General features: G+C 36.3%; 15 protein-coding genes. 9 read left to right on the forward strand and 6 right to left on the reverse strand.

The features are described from left to right. Window positions 1–81 precede the first annotated feature (81 nt). From ACRD7B_RS09635 to ACRD7B_RS09645, 3 genes are read right to left on the reverse strand one after another with little or no spacing between them, the layout of a single operon-like run. Window positions 82–681 carry a LytR/AlgR family response regulator transcription factor gene (locus ACRD7B_RS09635; RefSeq protein WP_430824327.1) on the reverse strand — a complete coding sequence of 200 codons (600 nt, stop codon included), beginning with the start codon at window positions 679–681 and terminating at the stop codon, window positions 82–84. Next, window positions 678–1,667 (reverse strand): sensor histidine kinase, encoded by a 990-nt coding sequence (locus tag ACRD7B_RS09640; RefSeq protein ID WP_430824328.1) that lies wholly within the window; start codon window positions 1,665–1,667, stop codon window positions 678–680. The genes ACRD7B_RS09635 and ACRD7B_RS09640 overlap by 4 nt, the downstream gene beginning before the upstream one ends. Continuing rightward, on the reverse strand, window positions 1,651–1,878 hold the full coding sequence (locus tag ACRD7B_RS09645) for a hypothetical protein (RefSeq protein ID WP_430824329.1): 228 nt from the start codon (window positions 1,876–1,878) through the stop codon (window positions 1,651–1,653). Before ACRD7B_RS09645 ends, ACRD7B_RS09640 begins: the two co-directional genes overlap by 17 nt. 221 nt (window positions 1,879–2,099) lie before the next feature. Here ACRD7B_RS09645 and katG (ACRD7B_RS09650) point away from each other — a divergent pair, with 221 nt between their 5' ends. The 3 genes from katG (ACRD7B_RS09650) to ACRD7B_RS09660 all read left to right on the forward strand — a co-directional run bounded on the left by katG (ACRD7B_RS09650) (window position 2,100) and on the right by ACRD7B_RS09660 (window position 7,094). After that, a complete protein-coding gene (gene katG / locus ACRD7B_RS09650) occupies window positions 2,100–4,301 on the forward strand; it encodes a catalase/peroxidase HPI (RefSeq protein WP_430824330.1) in 2,202 nt (733 codons plus the stop codon). Between the two features lie 27 nt (window positions 4,302–4,328). Next, complete coding sequence (gene katG, locus ACRD7B_RS09655; protein WP_430824331.1) at window positions 4,329–6,602, forward strand: catalase/peroxidase HPI; 2,274 nt, start codon at window positions 4,329–4,331, stop codon at window positions 6,600–6,602. Window positions 6,603–6,668: 66 nt separating this feature from the next. Then, a complete protein-coding gene (locus ACRD7B_RS09660) occupies window positions 6,669–7,094 on the forward strand; it encodes a Fur family transcriptional regulator (protein WP_430824332.1) in 426 nt (141 codons plus the stop codon). 145 nt (window positions 7,095–7,239) lie between these two features. Here the strand turns inward: ACRD7B_RS09660 and ACRD7B_RS09665 are convergent, their stop codons facing one another. After that, window positions 7,240–7,875, reverse strand: coding sequence for a MarC family protein (locus tag ACRD7B_RS09665; protein ID WP_430824333.1), 636 nt, complete (start codon window positions 7,873–7,875; stop codon window positions 7,240–7,242). Between the two features lie 238 nt (window positions 7,876–8,113). Between ACRD7B_RS09665 and ACRD7B_RS09670 the strand changes: the two genes are divergently transcribed. Next, window positions 8,114–9,808, forward strand: a complete 1,695-nt coding sequence (locus ACRD7B_RS09670) for a formate--tetrahydrofolate ligase (RefSeq protein WP_430824334.1) — start codon at window positions 8,114–8,116, stop codon at window positions 9,806–9,808. A 45-nt stretch (window positions 9,809–9,853) separates the two neighbouring features. On the opposite strand, the gene ACRD7B_RS09675 is transcribed toward ACRD7B_RS09670, so the two are convergent. Both ACRD7B_RS09675 and ACRD7B_RS09680 read right to left on the reverse strand, forming a co-directional pair. Beyond that, complete coding sequence (locus ACRD7B_RS09675) at window positions 9,854–10,351, reverse strand: hypothetical protein (protein WP_430824335.1); 498 nt, start codon at window positions 10,349–10,351, stop codon at window positions 9,854–9,856. 16 nt (window positions 10,352–10,367) lie between these two features. Next, window positions 10,368–10,562 carry a YwbE family protein gene (locus ACRD7B_RS09680; RefSeq protein ID WP_430824336.1) on the reverse strand — a complete coding sequence of 65 codons (195 nt, stop codon included), beginning with the start codon at window positions 10,560–10,562 and terminating at the stop codon, window positions 10,368–10,370. A gap of 157 nt (window positions 10,563–10,719) precedes the next feature. Between ACRD7B_RS09680 and ACRD7B_RS09685 the strand changes: the two genes are divergently transcribed. The 5 genes from ACRD7B_RS09685 to ACRD7B_RS09705 all read left to right on the forward strand — a co-directional run bounded on the left by ACRD7B_RS09685 (window position 10,720) and on the right by ACRD7B_RS09705 (window position 17,731). Next, window positions 10,720–13,275: a phosphoenolpyruvate carboxylase gene (locus ACRD7B_RS09685; RefSeq protein ID WP_430824337.1), complete on the forward strand. Its 2,556-nt coding sequence runs from the start codon at window positions 10,720–10,722 to the stop codon at window positions 13,273–13,275. A gap of 74 nt (window positions 13,276–13,349) precedes the next feature. After that, window positions 13,350–14,384: a DUF481 domain-containing protein gene (locus tag ACRD7B_RS09690; RefSeq protein WP_430824338.1), complete on the forward strand. Its 1,035-nt coding sequence runs from the start codon at window positions 13,350–13,352 to the stop codon at window positions 14,382–14,384. 7 nt (window positions 14,385–14,391) lie between these two features. Further along, window positions 14,392–15,195: an ion transporter gene (locus tag ACRD7B_RS09695; protein WP_430824339.1), complete on the forward strand. Its 804-nt coding sequence runs from the start codon at window positions 14,392–14,394 to the stop codon at window positions 15,193–15,195. A gap of 153 nt (window positions 15,196–15,348) precedes the next feature. Then, window positions 15,349–16,410: an AI-2E family transporter gene (locus ACRD7B_RS09700; RefSeq protein WP_430824340.1), complete on the forward strand. Its 1,062-nt coding sequence runs from the start codon at window positions 15,349–15,351 to the stop codon at window positions 16,408–16,410. A 133-nt stretch (window positions 16,411–16,543) separates the two neighbouring features. Next, window positions 16,544–17,731 (forward strand): TAXI family TRAP transporter solute-binding subunit, encoded by a 1,188-nt coding sequence (locus ACRD7B_RS09705; RefSeq protein WP_430824341.1) that lies wholly within the window; start codon window positions 16,544–16,546, stop codon window positions 17,729–17,731. Window position 17,732 lies beyond the last annotated feature (1 nt).

Raw genomic sequence — 17,732 nt, forward strand, 5'->3', positions numbered from 1 at the left:
GGTCTAATTTGAAATAAAAAACCAAACGCCCAATAAATGGGCGCTGTAGAAGAGAATTTTATGAATCCCGACTTTAGTCGGTTAATAGTGATTAATTATATAAGAACGATGAACTTGAACAAACTGGTTTTCTGGTAATTTTTCAATCCAATATTTCAAGGTGTAATTCACAAAATACCTTTTATTTTTATGGTGCACCATCGTGTAATCTCCATCCGATTTTATATAAAAAATATCATTGAAGTTTAATACAACTTGTTCGTAGCCAGACTTAACCAGAATGGTATTGTTATTACTTTCTTGATATTCACTAACAGCATTTTTCATATTGTATAGCTCAAATACCTTGTAAGTCGCTTTCTGGAAACGCTCAAACGAGAATGGTTTTAATAGATAGTCAGCTATATCAAGCTCATAACCTTGAATGGCGTAATTTGAGAATGCAGTTGTAACAATTATATAGGGTCTATTATTCAAGTTTTTAATTAATTCAATACCGGAATATTCAGGTAAGTGTATATCCAGAAAAATAAGGTCAACCTTTTCGGTGCTAATAAATTTTAGGGCATCATTGGCGCTAAAAAACACCTTCGCCAGATTTATATAATCTATATCAGCAATGTATCTTTGTAATACGCGCTGAGCAGGAGCTTGGTCTTCAATAACAATACTGTTAATCATTTTGGTAATTTTAATGAAACAGAAAATATACCATCTTTAATATTGGTCTGCAGCTTATAGTTATTTCCATAACAAATTTTAAGCCTTTCCTCAACATTCTTCAATCCAATTCCATGCTCCAAACCGCTATTGTTGCTTATGTTTTGAAAATTATTCGTGCAATAAAAAGCAATGAACTCTTCCTCATTAGATATTGAAACAGAAATCTTAATATTTTTTGTTTGGCTCGATGATGCATGTTTAAATGCATTCTCTACAAATACAATATAAATAAGAGGGGCAATAGAAGTATTGGCTGCAAACTCATCATAATTGAAGGTAATTAGCCCTCGTTCTTCGAGTTGGATATTGCATAACTCTATATAGTTTTCCAATGTTTCAATCTCACCCCGAAGAGCTACCATGTTATCATTACATTCATAAAGCATATAACGCAAAAGGGAAGAGAGTTTTAATATTATTTCTGAAGTCTTGTCTGAGCTTTCTAATGAATAGGAATAAAGATTATTCAAATTATTAAATAAGAAATGTGGATTAATTTGAGATTTAAGATGTTGTAATTGACTTTCGGCTAGTAAAACATTTAGAGTTGCAATTTTTTTCTCCTTTTGAAGGGCATCCCAAGCAAATTTATAGCCAACAAATAGCAAGATATTGGTCATTGGTTTTACAATCGAAATCAAATTAAAATCAATGGCTCTCGTTTCAGGGTAAAATATTTGTTCAATAAAAAACTCTTCCAGAAGGAAAGAGACAATTAGCACGATTAAAGAATACACTGAAAATTGTCTGAACTTCTTTTTATAAAAGAAGACCGGAAGAAATACATAGCTGATTAGAATAGCAGCCCAAACATTATTGAGCAAAAAAACGGATTCATCCCATCGAAAGACCTCTTCATTTTCGTTATAAGCTCTTAAAATAAAAAGCAGAAATACAATTAAGCCAAACAGACTATATTCCTTTATCTTATTGTTTACAGACATGTTTTTCATTTAAACTTTTAATCTCATGTTTTGCTGCTTGAAGAGCTATTTTCAATTGCTTTTTATCGCCAATATTATTTCTGACATCAAAAGTACAACGTTGAATTAATCTTTCACAATAATCAATACGTACATCTTCTGATAAATAAACAATAGCTTGCTTGTATAGAGAATCAATTGATAATAATGAGTTGTTGTTTCTTCTCTTCAAAAACATATTTAAGTAGATTTTTTTCTTTTATCGAATAAAATCAAAAATCAATCCACAGCAGAACAGGAAGTGCTCTAAATCGACAAACGACTTAATTAACATGTCGAACGACAATAGGAAAAATAACACATTCCATAAATTTGTTTATTCCTAATTAAGAATAATTCTTATTTAGCTTTTATTGCATTGAATAATTCAGTAATTTATATAAAAAAAATGTCATGGAAAAACACCCGGAAAATGTAAGTAAATGTCCTGTAACAGGAGCAGTTGGTAAGCACAATCATGGTGGCGGAGGAACAAAAAACCGCGATTGGTGGCCTAAGCAATTAAAGTTAAATATTCTGCGTCAGCACTCATCTTTATCTAATCCAATGGGGGAAGATTTTAATTATGCTGAGGAGTTTAAAAGTCTTGATTATGATGGAATCAAAAAAGACCTACATAGTTTAATGACTGATTCTCAAGATTGGTGGCCTGCCGATTTTGGACATTACGGACCATTTTTCATTCGTATGGCGTGGCATAGCGCCGGAACATATCGAACAGGCGATGGTCGTGGCGGCGCTGGAACCGGACAACAACGATTTGCACCTTTAAACAGCTGGCCCGACAATGTCAACCTGGATAAAGCGCGTAGGTTGTTATGGCCCATCAAACAAAAATATGGCAAACAAATATCTTGGGCAGACCTGATGATTCTTACCGGGAATGTAGCTCTGGAGTCAATGGGTTTTAAAACCTTTGGTTTTGCCGGTGGTCGTGCTGATGTTTGGGAACCAGAAGAAGATGTTTATTGGGGTACGGAAACTGAATGGTTGGAAAACGATAAGCGTGATTTGGATTTAAAGAAAATGGATAATCCACTTGCTGCTATTCAAATGGGATTGATTTATGTTAATCCTGAAGGTCCGGGTGGTAATCCTGATCCGAAATTGGCTGCTAAGGATATCAGAGATACTTTTGCCCGAATGGCAATGAATGATGAAGAAACCGTAGCCTTAATTGCAGGAGGTCATACATTCGGTAAATGTCATGGAGCTGGAGATGCCGACCATGTAGGAGCCGAACCTGAAGCTGCTGACTTGCAAGAGCAAGGCTTAGGGTGGATAAGTTCGTTTGGTATAGGACATGGTGATGATACAATTTCCAGTGGGCTTGAAGTAACATGGACACAAACACCGGCAAAATGGAGTTACTACTTCTTTAAAAATCTGTTTGAGTATGAATGGGAATTAACTAAAAGCCCTGCAGGGGCGCACCAATGGGTTGCAAAAGATACAGGTGGAGAAATGCCCTATGCTCAAGACCCTAAGAAAAAGCATCGTCCAACTATGCTTACAACTGACCTTTCGTTACGTTTCGACCCGGAATACGAAAAAATATCAAGACGCTTTTATGAACATCCTCTTGAATTTGCTGATGCTTTTGCACGCGCCTGGTTTAAATTAACGCATCGTGATATGGGGCCGAAAGCGCTTTATCTGGGGGCAGAAATACCTTCGGAAGATTTGATTTGGCAAGATGTTATTCCTGCTGTTAACCATGCTTTAATTGATGATAAAGATATCGCAGACTTAAAATCGGAAGTTTTAAGTTCAGGTTTATCGGTATCTCAATTGGTTTCTACTGCCTGGGCATCTGCTTCATCATTTCGTGGTTCAGATAAGCGAGGTGGTGCCAATGGAGCACGTATCCGATTAGCGCCTCAAAAAGATTGGGAAGCAAACAACCCGAAACAGTTAAGTGAAGTATTAAAAAAACTTGACAACATTCAGGAAGAATTCAACAATTCACAGTCTGGCGATAAAAAAGTATCACTTGCTGATTTAATCGTTTTGGCTGGCTGTGCAGGTGTTGAGAAAGCTGCAAAAGGCGCTGGTCTTGCTCTTAATGTGCCATTTACTCCTGGACGTATGGATGCTTCTGAGGAACAAACCGATGTAGAGTCATTTGCTGTTATGGAGCCGGTTGCTGATGGTTTTCGCAACTATCTGAAAAAGAAATTTGCCATGTCAACAGAGGACTTATTGGTTGACAAAGCGCAATTACTAACACTAACTGCTCCGGAAATGACTGTGCTTATTGGTGGAATGCGCGCCTTAAATACGAATGCTGATGGTTCTAGCCACGGCATATTTACCGAGCGCCCTGAAGTTTTAACAAATGACTTCTTTGTAAACTTACTTGACATGGGTGTGGCTTGGATGCCAAAAGACGACACACAAGAATATTTTGATGGTAGAGATAGAAAAACAGGAAAAGTTAAATGGACTGCAACGCGAGCAGACCTTGTTTTTGGTTCGAACTCCGAGTTAAGAGCCTTGGCTGAGGTATATGCGAGTGCAGATGCCAACGAAAAATTTGCAATTGATTTTATAGCTGTATGGACTAAAGTAATGGATCTTGACAGGTTTGAATAGATTATTAACTTCAAAATGAAAAGCAAAATGAAAACAACACCATTATTAATCGCCAGTGTAATTATTCTGGCTTCTTGTTCCGGTAAAATGGAAAAACAAGAAGAAACAAAAGGTGAATGCCCCATGGGTTTTGATAAAGGGCACAAAAAAGAACAAGTAGCAAAAAACAAGTCCATTGATGATTGGTGGCCTAATAAGTTAAATGTTGATGTGCTTGCTCAAAACTCGGAATTATCTAATCCTATGGATGAAGATTTTGTTTACGCTGAAGCGTTTAACAAACTAGATTATTTCCAATTAAAAAAAGATATCGAAGCAGTATTGGTTGATTCGAAAGACTGGTGGCCTGCTGACTACGGTAATTATGGACCATTGTTTGTTCGAATGGCCTGGCATAGTGCGGGTACTTACAGAACCGGTGATGGTAGAGGAGGTACACGTATGGGGATACAACGATTTGCACCTCAAAACAGTTGGCCAGACAATGTAAGTCTTGATAAGGCTCGCAGATTATTATGGCCAGTTAAACAAAAGTATGGTAAACAGATTTCCTGGGCAGATTTATTGATTCTTACCGGAAATGTATCCTTAGAGGCAATGGGTTTCAAAACGATTGGTTTTGCCGGTGGTAGAGCTGATGTTTGGGAACCTCAGGAAGATGTATATTGGGGGCCAGAAGGCGATTGGTTAGAGTCGAGAAGGCTCAATGAAAAAGGTGAATTGGATTTGGCTACTGAAAATCCATTGGCGGCTGTTCAAATGGGATTAATATATGTAAACCCTGAAGGACCTGATGGAAATCCTGATCCACTTGCATCTGCAAAAAATATTAGAATATCGTTTGCCAGAATGGGAATGAATGATGAAGAAACAGTAGCTTTAATTGCCGGTGGACACTCCTTTGGAAAAACGCATGGAGCAGGACCTGCTGATCATGTTGGCCCATCTCCTGAAGAAGCTCCAATTGAAGAGCAAGGCTTAGGATGGAAAAGCACCTATAAATCAGGAGTAGGTAAAGATGCCATCACCTCGGGCTTAGAAGTAATTTGGACACCAACACCTACAAGATGGAGCCATTCATTTTTACAATTATTGTTTAACAATGAGTGGGAATTAACAAAAAGTCCCGCAGGGGCTCATCAGTGGACTACTAAGGCTGAAGCTGAAATCATTCCAGATGCTTTTGATAAAAACAAAAGACACAAACCAACAATGCTTACTTCCGACATAGCATTAATATATGACCCTGTTTATAAGGAAATATGTCAAAAGTTTATTGATGAACCTTTAGCATTTGACAAAGCCTTTGCCGATGCATGGTTTAAGTTGACACATAGAGATATGGGACCAAAATCAACCTACCTTGGTAAAGAAATTCCCAAAGAAAACTTTTTATGGCAAGATCCTATACCGACAAGGAATTCTGCTTTGATTTCTAAATCTGATATCAATAAACTTAAAAAAGAGATATTAAATGCTGGTATTCCCCATAACCAGTTAATTGAAACAGCTTGGGCTTCAGCTTCATCATATAGAGGCTCTGACAGAAGAGGTGGTGCAAATGGTGCTCGTATCCGATTAGAACCCCAAATTAATTGGGAAGCTAACAACCCGCAACAGCTTAAAACGGTACTAGCAGCTTATGAACAAATACAAAAGAAGTTTAATGCTGGTTCTAAAAAAGTTTCGATGGCTGACTTAATCGTATTAGGAGGAAATGTGGCGATTGAGAAGGCAGCATCAAAGGCAGGTATTAATATTTCGGTTCCATTTAATCCAGGAAGAATGGACGCTAGCCAAGATCAAACCGATGTTGAGTCATTTGTCGTACTAGAACCTATGGCAGACGGTTTTAGAAATTATCAAAAAAAGAAATATACCCTCACCACCGAAGAGTTGCTGGTTGATAAAGCTCAGTTATTAACTTTAACAGCGCCGGAAATGACAGTGTTAGTTGGTGGAATGAGAGTATTAAATGCTAATTTTGATGATTCAAATAATGGGATACTTACAAATAATGTAGGAGCCCTTACCAACGACTTCTTTGTAAATCTTTTAGATATGGATACCTACTGGACTCCCAAATCAGAAGATAAACTTGAATTTGAAGGTAAAGAAAGAGGGACGAATAAGGTTCGATGGACTGCTACCAGGGCAGATTTAATATTTGGTTCTAATTCAGAATTAAGAGCATTAGCAGAAGTATATGCAAGTGATGATGCTAAGGAAAAATTTGCGAAAGATTTTATAAATGCCTGGACAAAAGTGATGAATCTTGATCGATTTGATTTAAAACAATAGTTAATATATTATTGGTTAATAGGAGTTTTGTAACTCCTGTTAACCAATTTGTAAAGAAATGGGCAAATGAATTTTTCATTAGAGGAAATAAGAAATAAATTATCGGAAAAAGGCTTGAAAGTAACCCCTCAACGACTTACTATACTTGATGCAATTTATAAATTAGGGGGGCATCCTACGGTCGATAAAATTATTGAGTATGTCCGAAAAAGTAGCCCAAATATTGCTTCCGGAACAGTTTATAAAACCCTTGACACATTAATTGAAAACAATCTTGTAAAGAGGGTAACAACAGATAAGGATGTAATGCGATACGATGGAAATATTAACAAGCACCATCATTTATATTGCACAGAATGTGATGTGATTGAGGATTATATTGACGAAGAATTGGATACTCTGTTGAAAGTTTATTTTAGTAATAAGAAAATTAAAGATTTTGATATCAAAGACTTTGTCCTTCAAATAAAGGGCACATTTAATAAGTGCTGATTATCAATTAATACTGAATACATTTGTGTGTAATATCATGGAAGCCATAGGGAAGTTATACTAGCTTCTCTATTTTACTTTGCAATTAAAATGAATTTACATAACTAATGTGAATTAGTTATGAGCAATTAAGTTGGTTTGAAGTCTACATGTTGAATATATCCTGAAGAATTGGTTTCAAGCCACTAAGGAAAAACTCCACCGCGATTACCATGACGATTAATCCCATCAATCGCATCAATACATTATTACCAGTTTCGCCAATGGTTTTAATAATTTTTCCAGAACTAAGGAGAATAAAATAGGTGATAAGTATAACCAAGGCCAGTGCTACAACTAATACCACTGCACCTTGAATGGTTTCCGCATCTTCCATTAATACAATGGCATTGGTGATGGCACCGGGTCCCGCTATCATCGGTATAGCCATAGGGGTAATGGATATATCATTAACGTATTTTTTTACTTCCGAATCTTTTATTTTTACCTTCGTTAGCCGAGCTTGCAACATATCCATGCCCATCAAGAAGAAGATAACGCCGCCAACAATACGAAAACTATTAACAGATATACCGAAGAAATTAAATAGTAATTGACCTGAAAGAGCAAATAGAAGTATCGTAATAAAACCAACAATAGATGCCTTTTTAGCTGTTTTTGCTCTGTCTTCTGGACTTAGATCGGCACTCATAGTCATAAAAATAGGCATTACACCCAAGGGGTTAATGAGTGTGAAGAAAGAGGTAAAAGTTAAAATGCCAAAAGTTACTAATTCGTTCATTATCTTGTCTTTTAAAATCAGATAAGTGGTTAATGAACGGTATTTATGGTTTGTATTGCTGTTTTGTTAATACAAATATCCGCAAAGTATTTCACGAGAAACATGACTTTTTCGATGTTCTCATTCTAAATAAGAGATAGTCGTGAGCTTTGTCATTAATAATTCTTGGAAAAGCACTTATTTTGGCAATTCAAAATGACCAAATAATAGAAAATTCAAGAAGATAAATTATAACTATATGGAGTTACAATCAACAAGAGAGGTGAAGAGTGATTTAGAGATAGCACAAGCTGCAAGCATGCAGCATATTTCAAATATTGCGAAGAAACTAAATATTAGTGAGGATGACCTGGAATTGTATGGTAAGTATAAGGCTAAGATACCTTTGCATCTGATTGATGAGGATATAGTAGCTCAAAATAATTTAATATTAGTAACCGCTTTAACACCAACACCTGCCGGAGAGGGTAAAACGACTGTTTCCATAGGATTAACTGAGGGGTTAAATAAGATTGGTAAACAAGCTACCGTTGTTCTGCGTGAACCATCATTGGGACCTGTGTTTGGAATAAAAGGTGGTGCTGCTGGTGGTGGATATTCTCAGGTGCTTCCTATGGAAGATATCAACCTGCATTTCACGGGTGATTTCTCGGCTGTGGAAAAAGCAAATAATTTATTATCAGCCTTAATCGATAATAATATTCAGAGTAAGACACGTAGTTTGAACATCGATCCTCGTACCGTCATTTGGAAACGTGTGATTGACATGAATGATCGTGCTTTGCGCGACATTGTAATCGGACTGGGCGGAACAGGTAACAGTATTCCTCGTCAAGATGGATTTAACATTACGGCGGCTTCCGAGATTATGGCTATTCTTTGTATGGCTAAAGGATTGGATGATTTGAAAGAGAAACTAGGAAGTATTTTTGTAGGTTTCACTTTCGACAAAAAACCTATCTATGCTCGCGACTTAAATGCTCAGGGCTCCATGGCATTGTTATTAAAAGATGCTGTTAAACCTAACTTAGTACAGACATTGGAAGGAAATCCAGCCATTATTCATGGTGGACCATTTGCGAATATCGCACAGGGAACAAACACAATAATAGCAACTAAAATGGGCTTGTCACTTTCTGATTATGTGGTAACAGAAGCTGGTTTTGGTGCTGACTTAGGAGCTGAGAAGTTCTTAAATATTAAATCGGTTGTTGGTGGATTAAAGCCAAAAGCTATGGTAATTGTAGCAACTATTCGTGCGCTTCGCCACCACGGAGGAGCAAGCAAAGAGGAGTACAATACACCAAGTAAAGAGCGTGTAGATATTGGCTTTGCTAATTTGGCTAAACACATCGAGAATGCTAAGAAGTTTGGTTTAAACCCGGTAATTGCCATCAATAACTTTATATCAGATAGTGAAGCAGAGATAGCTTTGATTAAAACACGTTGTGCCGAAATGGGAGTGGAGGCAGTAATGAGTCAAGGTTGGGAACTTGGCGGCGATGGTACTACCGATTTAGCTCGAGCTGTTGTAAGATCTGTTGAAGATGGGAATAATGACTTTACCCCATTGTACGATCATAAAGCACCTGTAGCTGAAAAGATTGAAACCATTGCGCGTGAAATATATGGTGCCGATGGTGTTGACTTTTCAAAACAAGCTCTTCTTGATATGGTGAAAATTGATAAACTTGGTTTGAATGATTTACCGGTTTGTATGGCTAAAACTCAGAAGTCTTTCTCTGATAATGAGAAACTGATCAATCGCCCCAAAGGATTTAAGGTAACGGTGCGTGAGTTTGAAATTGCTGCTGGGGCAGGTTTCATAATTCCAATTCTGGGTAAGATGATGCGTATGCCTGGTTTACCAGCTGTACCAGCTTCGGAAGGGATGGATATTGATAACGATGGGGTTGTTACAGGATTATCTTAAAATACAAAAAAGAATAATTAGCTAATAGCTGTCAGCTGATAGCTATTAGCTTTTTAATATTATTTCAAATTGGTATCGACTGATTGGCGCAATCACAAAAAACACTTCGTCTCCTTCCTGACATTGTTCATATAATTGTTTTTTTACCTTGTACCTCGTGTTTTTAATCACAAAATAAAATGAAGTAAAAGCCTCTTTTTCTTTTAGTAAGCAGCTCGACTTGCCACCACCTGCATCAAAATCAATGTGATTCTCCATTTTATCTATGACCTTAGTATGTAGCTCTTTTTCATCGTTGCGAATATCCTTAAGAAACTTGTTAGTCATCACATAAGCGACTAATAACCCACAAGATATAGCAACTACAGCCATTAGAGAATATTCAATAATTGATGGATCCGAAATGAAAAATGGCCAGATGAAAGCTAATAAAACAAAAGCAGCAGGAGCTGTTAATATGGAAAGAACTATGCCATCTTTACATTGGCGCTTTAGTTCTTTTATATCTTTTCCCGTCAGTTTTTGTTTTGAGTGGTAGCTCATCGCGCAGTATTAATTATCATTCCAATATTTCTTTTACTCGCCCAACTTGTCCATCTTCTAATCTAACCTTAATTCCATGCGGATGTTGCGGCGATTTGGTCAATATATCTTTCACTACACCTTCGGTTAAATTACCACTTCGCTGATCTTGTTTAAGTACGATGGCTACCTCAATACCAGGCTTAATATTTGCTCTTTTTTTGCCGTCCATTTTTCTTTCAAAATTAGCTTAAATTCATGTCATAATAGTTAGAGTTGTTACATTTTAATAAAACATCTAAAAAATAGTTAGTATTTAATCAAATTATTATGACTTTAGCTAAACAACTTATAATTTAGAAGTGTTTGTAGAGATAAAGCTTTTAATTATGAGTGAACAGATTGAAAAAGCCTTTCAAGAAGAGGTTGAATTAAAATATCAATTATATAATAGTTTGTTTTTAACATTGCCACTTGATGCAGTTGAGCAAACTGGTTTATTGTTGCCCTTACTGCAAGATGCTTGCAGAAATGGCTTGGCCAATGAACTATCTCCCGAAACAATAATTAAGCAGTTTTTTAAGGAACACAAACCTTCTTTTACAGAGGAGGAACAAGTACTATTTTTGTTTAAGGTAGTTCAATATGTTGAGCGTCAAATAGTGTTGATTGATGCTCTGGAAGAAGCTGCTTATAAAAAAATACATCGCATTGTTAAACATTGGGAGCGTATACGCGATAAGGTTAACCGAAAAAGTCTTGAAGAGGAGTTGGCCGAAGTGTTAAAATCTTTCAGTATCAGAGTAGTTTTAACTGCCCACCCAACGCAGTTTTATCCAGGCAAGGTTTTGGCCATATCAACCGATTTAACAGCAGCCATTAAAAAGGGTAACATAGCTTATGCGCGCGATTTGCTGCAACAATTGGGTAAAACAGCTTTCTTTAGGAAGAAGAAACCCACAGCATACGATGAAGCGCACGCTCTAATATGGTATTTAAGTAATATCTTTTATCCGGCAGTGGGTGATTTATTAGACAATGTTTCTAAAACTGTGGGCGATCATTATACTGTTGGGCAGCTAATTGCACTTGGTTTTTGGCCAGGTGGTGACAGGGATGGTAATCCTTTTGTAAAAGTTGATACAACGCTTAAGGTGGCTAAACGTCTTCGTTCAGCCATAAGTACTTGTTATTACGAAGATATTAAAGACTTAAAACGTCGTTTGAGTTTTGATGGGGTTTATGAGTTAATGAATGAGTTAGATCTGCTTTTTGTTGATGAATTATCTAATTCGAGTGGGGAGAAGAACATATCATTAAGCTACTTGCAACAAAAGTTAGATGAGATAGAATACTTGCTTGTAACAAAGCATCAGAGCCTGTTTCTGGAGCAATTCAAATCGTTCCGGCGTAAGGTAGATAGTTTTGGGTTTTACTTTGCAAGTATTGATATCAGACAAGATAGTCGTGTTATTGCAAAGGCCTTTGATGCGCTGGTTGATGCTAACCCTGGCTTATTACCCGACAATTATAATGAGTTCAGCGAAGCGAAGCAATTGGATGTACTATTAAATCTAAATGCTAAGGTTAGTTTTGATGGGGTTGAAGATGATGTATTGAGGGATACACTAGAGTCGTTTTCAGCCATTAAGCAAATTCAGACAATAAACGGAGAATTAGGTGCGCACCGATACATTATTAGCAATTGTCGGGGGGCAATTGATATGGCAAGGGTGATGGCTATGGGGCGTTTGTGTGCCTGGCAATCAGGTACATTATCTTTCGATGTGGTTCCATTGTTCGAAACCGTAGATGATTTAAAAGGTGCAGGAGAATCAATGACAAAAGTTTATCAACATCCTGTTTTCAAAGCTCATCTTGAGAATAGAAGTAAAAAGCAGACTGTCATGTTAGGTTTCTCGGATGGTACTAAGGATGGTGGTTATTTAACTGCCAACTGGTCTATTTATCGAGCTAAAGAAGATATAACCGCTGTATCGCGCAATTCAGGTATCGAAGTCATGTTTTTCGATGGACGTGGTGGACCACCTGCTCGTGGTGGGGGTAATTCGCATTTATTTTATTCGGCCATGGGTGAAACCATTGAGAATAAAGAAATACAGATGACTGTGCAAGGACAAACAATTAGCTCACATTACGGTATCAAGCAAGCGGCTATTAACAACCTTGGTCACCTGCTATCGGCAGGTATGGAGAATAATCTGTTTAAATTGCCCGGAGCTGATTTAGATGCGGAACAACGTAACTTGATTGAGACTTTATCAGACAGTAGTTATGCGAAGTATGATGCATTAAAGCAGCATGATTTGTTTATGCCATTTCTTGAAGAGAGAAGCACACTTAAATACTATGGGCAGGCAAACATAGGTAGCCGTCCTTCAAAAAGAGGGAAGGAGAGTAAATTGTTGTTTGAAGATTTACGGGCCATTCCGTTTGTTGGTGCCTGGAGCCAATTAAAATTGAATGTGCCAGGATTTTTTGGATTAGGAACAGCGCTTCAGGAGCAAAAAGATGCTGGCAATTGGGAGGCATGTGTTGAGTTATATAATTCCTCAGTATTCTTCAAGGCACTTGTATCAAATAGTATGCAGAGTATGAGTAAAACTAACTTTTCCATAACACAATACATGGCTGATGATCCAAAGTTTGGAGAGTTCTGGAAGTTGATTTATGCAGAGTTTGAATTAACTAAAAGCTTAGTATTGAAACTGTCAGGTTATGATGAGTTACTTCAAGATAGTGCGCGAAGCAGAATGAGTATTGCACTGCGAGAACGTATCGTGTTACCTTTATTGACTATTCAGCAACACGCACTAATACAAATTCAGAAAGCTGAAGAAGGTGATGCCTTAGTTGATAAATATGGTAAAATGGTAGTGCGATCCTTATTCGGAAATATTAACGCTAGCCGAAATTCAGTTTAAATTCAATTGTGTAAATCGTATTTTTATTATCTTGCCTTTGTAAGAATTGAGAGTTCTTACAAAGGCAAAATTGTATGTATAACAAATCGTTTTTTATTGGAAGTGTAGTAGCACTTCTCTTTTTATTTTTCACCGTTGATGTATTTGCACAACGCGATTCATTGGTTTTTAATGATGGCGATGTAGTTGTAGGTAAGATAAAGTCGATGGATGATAATGTGTTGGTAATAAAGACTGCCTATAGTAAGTCGGATTTTAATATAAAGTGGGATAAAATACGTGAAGTTTATACTGAAACTGAATTTATAGTCTCGTTAAGTAATGGTGAGAAATATTGGGGATCTCTAAAAAGCGAATCTGCCATGGATGTTGGTATTTGGCACCACAATAATTTACTAAGCAAATGCAAGTTTCTTCATATCGTTAATCTTAACCCTGTTGCCGAAGGGTTCTTAGATCGCTTTTCAGGTTCTATTGATTTAAACTTTACGTCAACCAAATCGCGCAATGCCAAACAATTAAACTCGCGTGGTATCATTGATTATAAAACTGAAAAGTGGTCATTTTCAACTTCTTATAATACGATTATTTCAGATCAGGATGATTCTGAACAGAACAGCAGGAGTGATGGTTCCTTATCGTATCGATTCTTTTTAAAAAATAATTGGTACCCAATTGCTTCTTTCTCCATCCACTCTAATACCGAGCAGAAACTGAAGCATCGATTCAATTCGGAGCTTGGTTTTGGTCGTTTCTTCATTAGAAATAATAAGGGTTTCTGGGGCGCTAAGCTTGGGTTAAACCGCAACCTTGAGGAGTATTCTAATGAAACGCCATCTCGAAAAAGTTGGGAGGGGTTTTTAGGAACGGATTTAGTATTGCATAATTCCGGGGATTTAACGCTTTCCACGGCATTTACATTTTACCCTGGAATAACCGAAAAGAAGCGTTATCGTGCTGATTTTTCTTTGGACGTTAAATATGATTTGCCCCTTGATTTTTATATCCGCTTTGGAGGATCAGTCAATTTTGATAATCAGCCTGCTGATGATGCTGGAGAATACGATTACGATATTCAGACAGGTTTTGGATGGAAATGGAATAAATAAACTTTAAATGATTAAAAAACTCTTTCTTAACGACCGTTTCATATTAGGCCTGATAGTTATCAATGCTGCGTTACTATTTTTTGAAGGATACCAAATTCATAATTCGGGAACAAGTTACCTAACTATAATCGATCATCTCATTACTTTTTTATTCATTGTTGAGGCCATAGTTAAAATTAAACAGTGGGGGCTAAGGGTTTATTTTAAAGGTGGGTGGAATCGATTTGATTTTATACTTGTTATTTTTTCTTTACCAGCTTTTATAACTTTTATGTCAGGTGTTGAAACCTTTGACGTTAGTTACCTGCTTGTTTTTAGAATATTTCGCATACTTCGGGTATTTAAGTCGTTTCGTTTTTTCCAGTTCATACCAAATATTAACTCATTGGTGAGCGATGTAAAACGCGCCATGAAATCATCGGTTTTTGTATTGCTTGGGTTTATTATTTTCATAGTGGTAACAGGTATCTTATCGCATTATATTTTTGGTCCTAGCGGATCAGATATGTTTTCGAGTCCTATGAAATCGCTTTATTCAACTTTTAAGGTGTTTACCATCGAGGGGTGGTTTGAGATTCCGGAGGAAATTATTGAACATTACGGACCCATTGAATCCTTTTTTACTTATCTCTATTTTATTGTAATCGTGCTGTTGGGAGGAATACTTGGCCTGTCACTCATTACTTCAATATTTGTTGATTCAATGGTGAGTGATAATAATGATGCACTGGAAGCAAAAGTGGACGGCCTTGAACGTAAAATCGATATTTTACTTGAAGAAATTCAATATATTAAAAAACCTCGTGAATAATTATTGACTTTTTTGGGGTAGCTGGCTAATGCAAATTACCAAAATTTGAAGATTCTAACCGATCCCAAAGGCTGTTTGAACTTGTGATTTATTTAATCCATTTAATTGTGATATATTAGATGGTAAGTTATTTATTATTCAATCATAAGGACGATGATGTATCAAACCAAATCTTCAATTGTTGTATGGTTAGCCGCTCTGGTTGTTTTATTAGCGGGAGTTATGGCTGCTAAAACAGTTGTGTTACCTGTAATCATGGCAGTGTTCATAAGTGTTATTTGTAATCAACCAATAGTTTGGTTAGAGAAAAAGCGGGTTCCATACACTGTTTCTGTATTAATCGTACTTCTGAGTTTTGCATCTATATTAATGCTTTTTGGAAGTATAATAGGAGGTTCACTTACTAATTTTATGAAAGTACTTCCAAAGTATGAAGCTAATTTGAAGCAAATAATACTTTCTGTAATTAATGATCTTAATGCCTTAGGAGCTAATATAAACCCATCTCAACTAATTGATTTAATCGACCCTGGTAAAGTTTTAAGTTATACATCAACTGCAGTTGGTGAGATTGGACGTATTATGTCCGATTCCTTTATTATTCTTTTAATTACGATTTTTATATTGCTTGAGGCAAAAAGTTTTGTTTCAAAGGCTGATGTCATTCAAAAGCTTCAGGGCACATCACTAATGCATTTAGATAGTATTGGAAAAAGTATACGCCATTACTTATCTATTAAAACAATGATCAGCTTATTAACTGGTGTATTCATATGGTTGTGGTTATTCATATTAGGTGTTGACTTTCCCATATTATGGGGTGTGATTGCTTTCTTTCTTAATTATATTCCAAGCATCGGTTCAATCATTGCTGCTGTACCTACTGTTTTATTGGCGCTTGTCCAAATTGGAGTTGGCGGTATGTTATGGACTGGTTTGGCTTATCTGGTCGTAAATATTGTGATGGGTAATGTTATTGAACCACGCATGATGGGTAAAGGCCTTGGTTTATCAACATTTGTGGTATTTCTCTCCTTAATCGTTTGGGGATTTATCTTCGGTCCGGTCGGAATGTTTTTATCCATTCCATTAACCATCACACTTAAGATAATGCTTGAACAGAAAGAAGAAACAAAATGGATAGCCATTATGCTTGGCTCTGAGCAAGAAACAAGAGATATTTTAAGAGAGTTTAAAGATGATGATGCCCTTTAAGTATATTTTCTTTTATTAATCGATGCATTAATTTTGATGTTTTTACAGACTGTTCATATTCTTTAAGTAGGGTTTATAAAGTGAGAAGATTTTACTAACTTGAATTAATTTACTAACTATTATTCTATGTATTATGATTTTTACTAATCGATTTGTTGCCCTAGTATTTATTGCATTTACTATACAAGTTAGTTATGCGCAGATGACTATATTATCAGGTCCCGAAAATGGTTCATATAGTTATTTTGTAAATGATATGGCTGAGGTATTGGCGTCAAATAATCATATTGTTTTGAATAATAAGACAAGTGGAGGAAGTGCATATAACTTCAAAATGCTAATGAATCCTCAATCTAATTTTAAAATGGCGCTAATTCAATCCGATTACCTGAGTCTGATGCAAGCAAAAGATAAAATAAATAATAGTCAGAATACACATTCGATTAAGGTCGTGATGCCATTGGCTACAGAGCAGATTCATTTGATAGCTAAAAAGAGCAGCGGTTTAACTTGTTTGCAAGATTTAAATAATAAAAGGGTAGGTATTGGTAATGAAGATCAGGGCTCATCATCAACAGCTAAAAATATTAAAGATCGCTCTAAAATAAACTGGTTGACTAACCATATCGGTTTCGATCAATTATTGAAAAAATTATATGATGGTAATATAGAGGCTGGATTAATTGTAGGAAGTGCACCAATGGCTTTATTGGATATTGATCCTCAGATTATGGTTGATGAGCTGATTTTACTTGAGTTAAGTAATTTTAATGGATGGGCTAAATACTATGAGAGTGATGTAATATCAAGTTTGGATTATGCATGGCTCGAAAGGGACATTGCTACATTTGGTGTTAGAACACTATTAGTAGTGAACGAAGCCAAATTATCAGAAGAGGAAAGGCAAACAGTTGAAGATATCAAAATTGGTATCATAAAGGCTTTGCCACAATTAAAACAAAATGGACATCCCAAATGGAAAACGGTGATTATTCCGGATGAAGGAAGAGTTGAGCGGATAGTTAATACGGCAGTGGTTAGTCAGAAAAATGAAAAATCAATAGCTAATGAAGTAAAATATCGGGTTCAAGTTTATTCAAGAAATTATGAACGCAACGAAGAGTTAACTATTGATGAAAAAATATATTCCACTTATAACTATTTCTATAAAGGGGCTTATCGCTATACCGTTGGTGAATTCAATACTTTTTCTGAAGCTGCTAGGTTTCAGAAAAGTTGCCGTTCATCAGGTTATCCACAGGCATTTGTTGTTGCCTTTATAAATAATGAACGATCCACTGATGCGAATTTGTTTAAATAAT

The organism is Carboxylicivirga fragile (genome assembly GCF_050589805.1).
In the GTDB taxonomy this organism is placed as follows: Bacteria; Bacteroidota; Bacteroidia; order Bacteroidales; family Marinilabiliaceae; genus Carboxylicivirga; species Carboxylicivirga fragile.

Excerpts from the sequence above, each read along its gene's own strand:
- katG (WP_430824330.1), top strand. The coding sequence starts at position 2,100 with ATGGAAAAACACCCGGAAAATGTAAGTAAATGTCCTGTAACAGGAGCA.
- ACRD7B_RS09670 (WP_430824334.1), top strand. The coding sequence starts at position 8,114 with ATGGAGTTACAATCAACAAGAGAGGTGAAGAGTGATTTAGAGATAGCA.
- ACRD7B_RS09640 (WP_430824328.1), bottom strand. The coding sequence starts at position 1,667 with ATGTCTGTAAACAATAAGATAAAGGAATATAGTCTGTTTGGCTTAATT.
- ACRD7B_RS09700 (WP_430824340.1), top strand. The coding sequence starts at position 15,349 with ATGATGTATCAAACCAAATCTTCAATTGTTGTATGGTTAGCCGCTCTG.
- ACRD7B_RS09705 (WP_430824341.1), top strand. The coding sequence starts at position 16,544 with ATGATTTTTACTAATCGATTTGTTGCCCTAGTATTTATTGCATTTACT.
- ACRD7B_RS09635 (WP_430824327.1), bottom strand. The coding sequence starts at position 681 with ATGATTAACAGTATTGTTATTGAAGACCAAGCTCCTGCTCAGCGCGTA.
- katG (WP_430824331.1), top strand. The coding sequence starts at position 4,329 with ATGAAAACAACACCATTATTAATCGCCAGTGTAATTATTCTGGCTTCT.
- ACRD7B_RS09690 (WP_430824338.1), top strand. The coding sequence starts at position 13,350 with ATGTATAACAAATCGTTTTTTATTGGAAGTGTAGTAGCACTTCTCTTT.
- ACRD7B_RS09665 (WP_430824333.1), bottom strand. The coding sequence starts at position 7,875 with ATGAACGAATTAGTAACTTTTGGCATTTTAACTTTTACCTCTTTCTTC.
- ACRD7B_RS09680 (WP_430824336.1), bottom strand. The coding sequence starts at position 10,562 with ATGGACGGCAAAAAAAGAGCAAATATTAAGCCTGGTATTGAGGTAGCC.
- ACRD7B_RS09695 (WP_430824339.1), top strand. The coding sequence starts at position 14,392 with ATGATTAAAAAACTCTTTCTTAACGACCGTTTCATATTAGGCCTGATA.
- ACRD7B_RS09685 (WP_430824337.1), top strand. The coding sequence starts at position 10,720 with ATGAGTGAACAGATTGAAAAAGCCTTTCAAGAAGAGGTTGAATTAAAA.
- ACRD7B_RS09660 (WP_430824332.1), top strand. The coding sequence starts at position 6,669 with ATGAATTTTTCATTAGAGGAAATAAGAAATAAATTATCGGAAAAAGGC.
- ACRD7B_RS09675 (WP_430824335.1), bottom strand. The coding sequence starts at position 10,351 with ATGAGCTACCACTCAAAACAAAAACTGACGGGAAAAGATATAAAAGAA.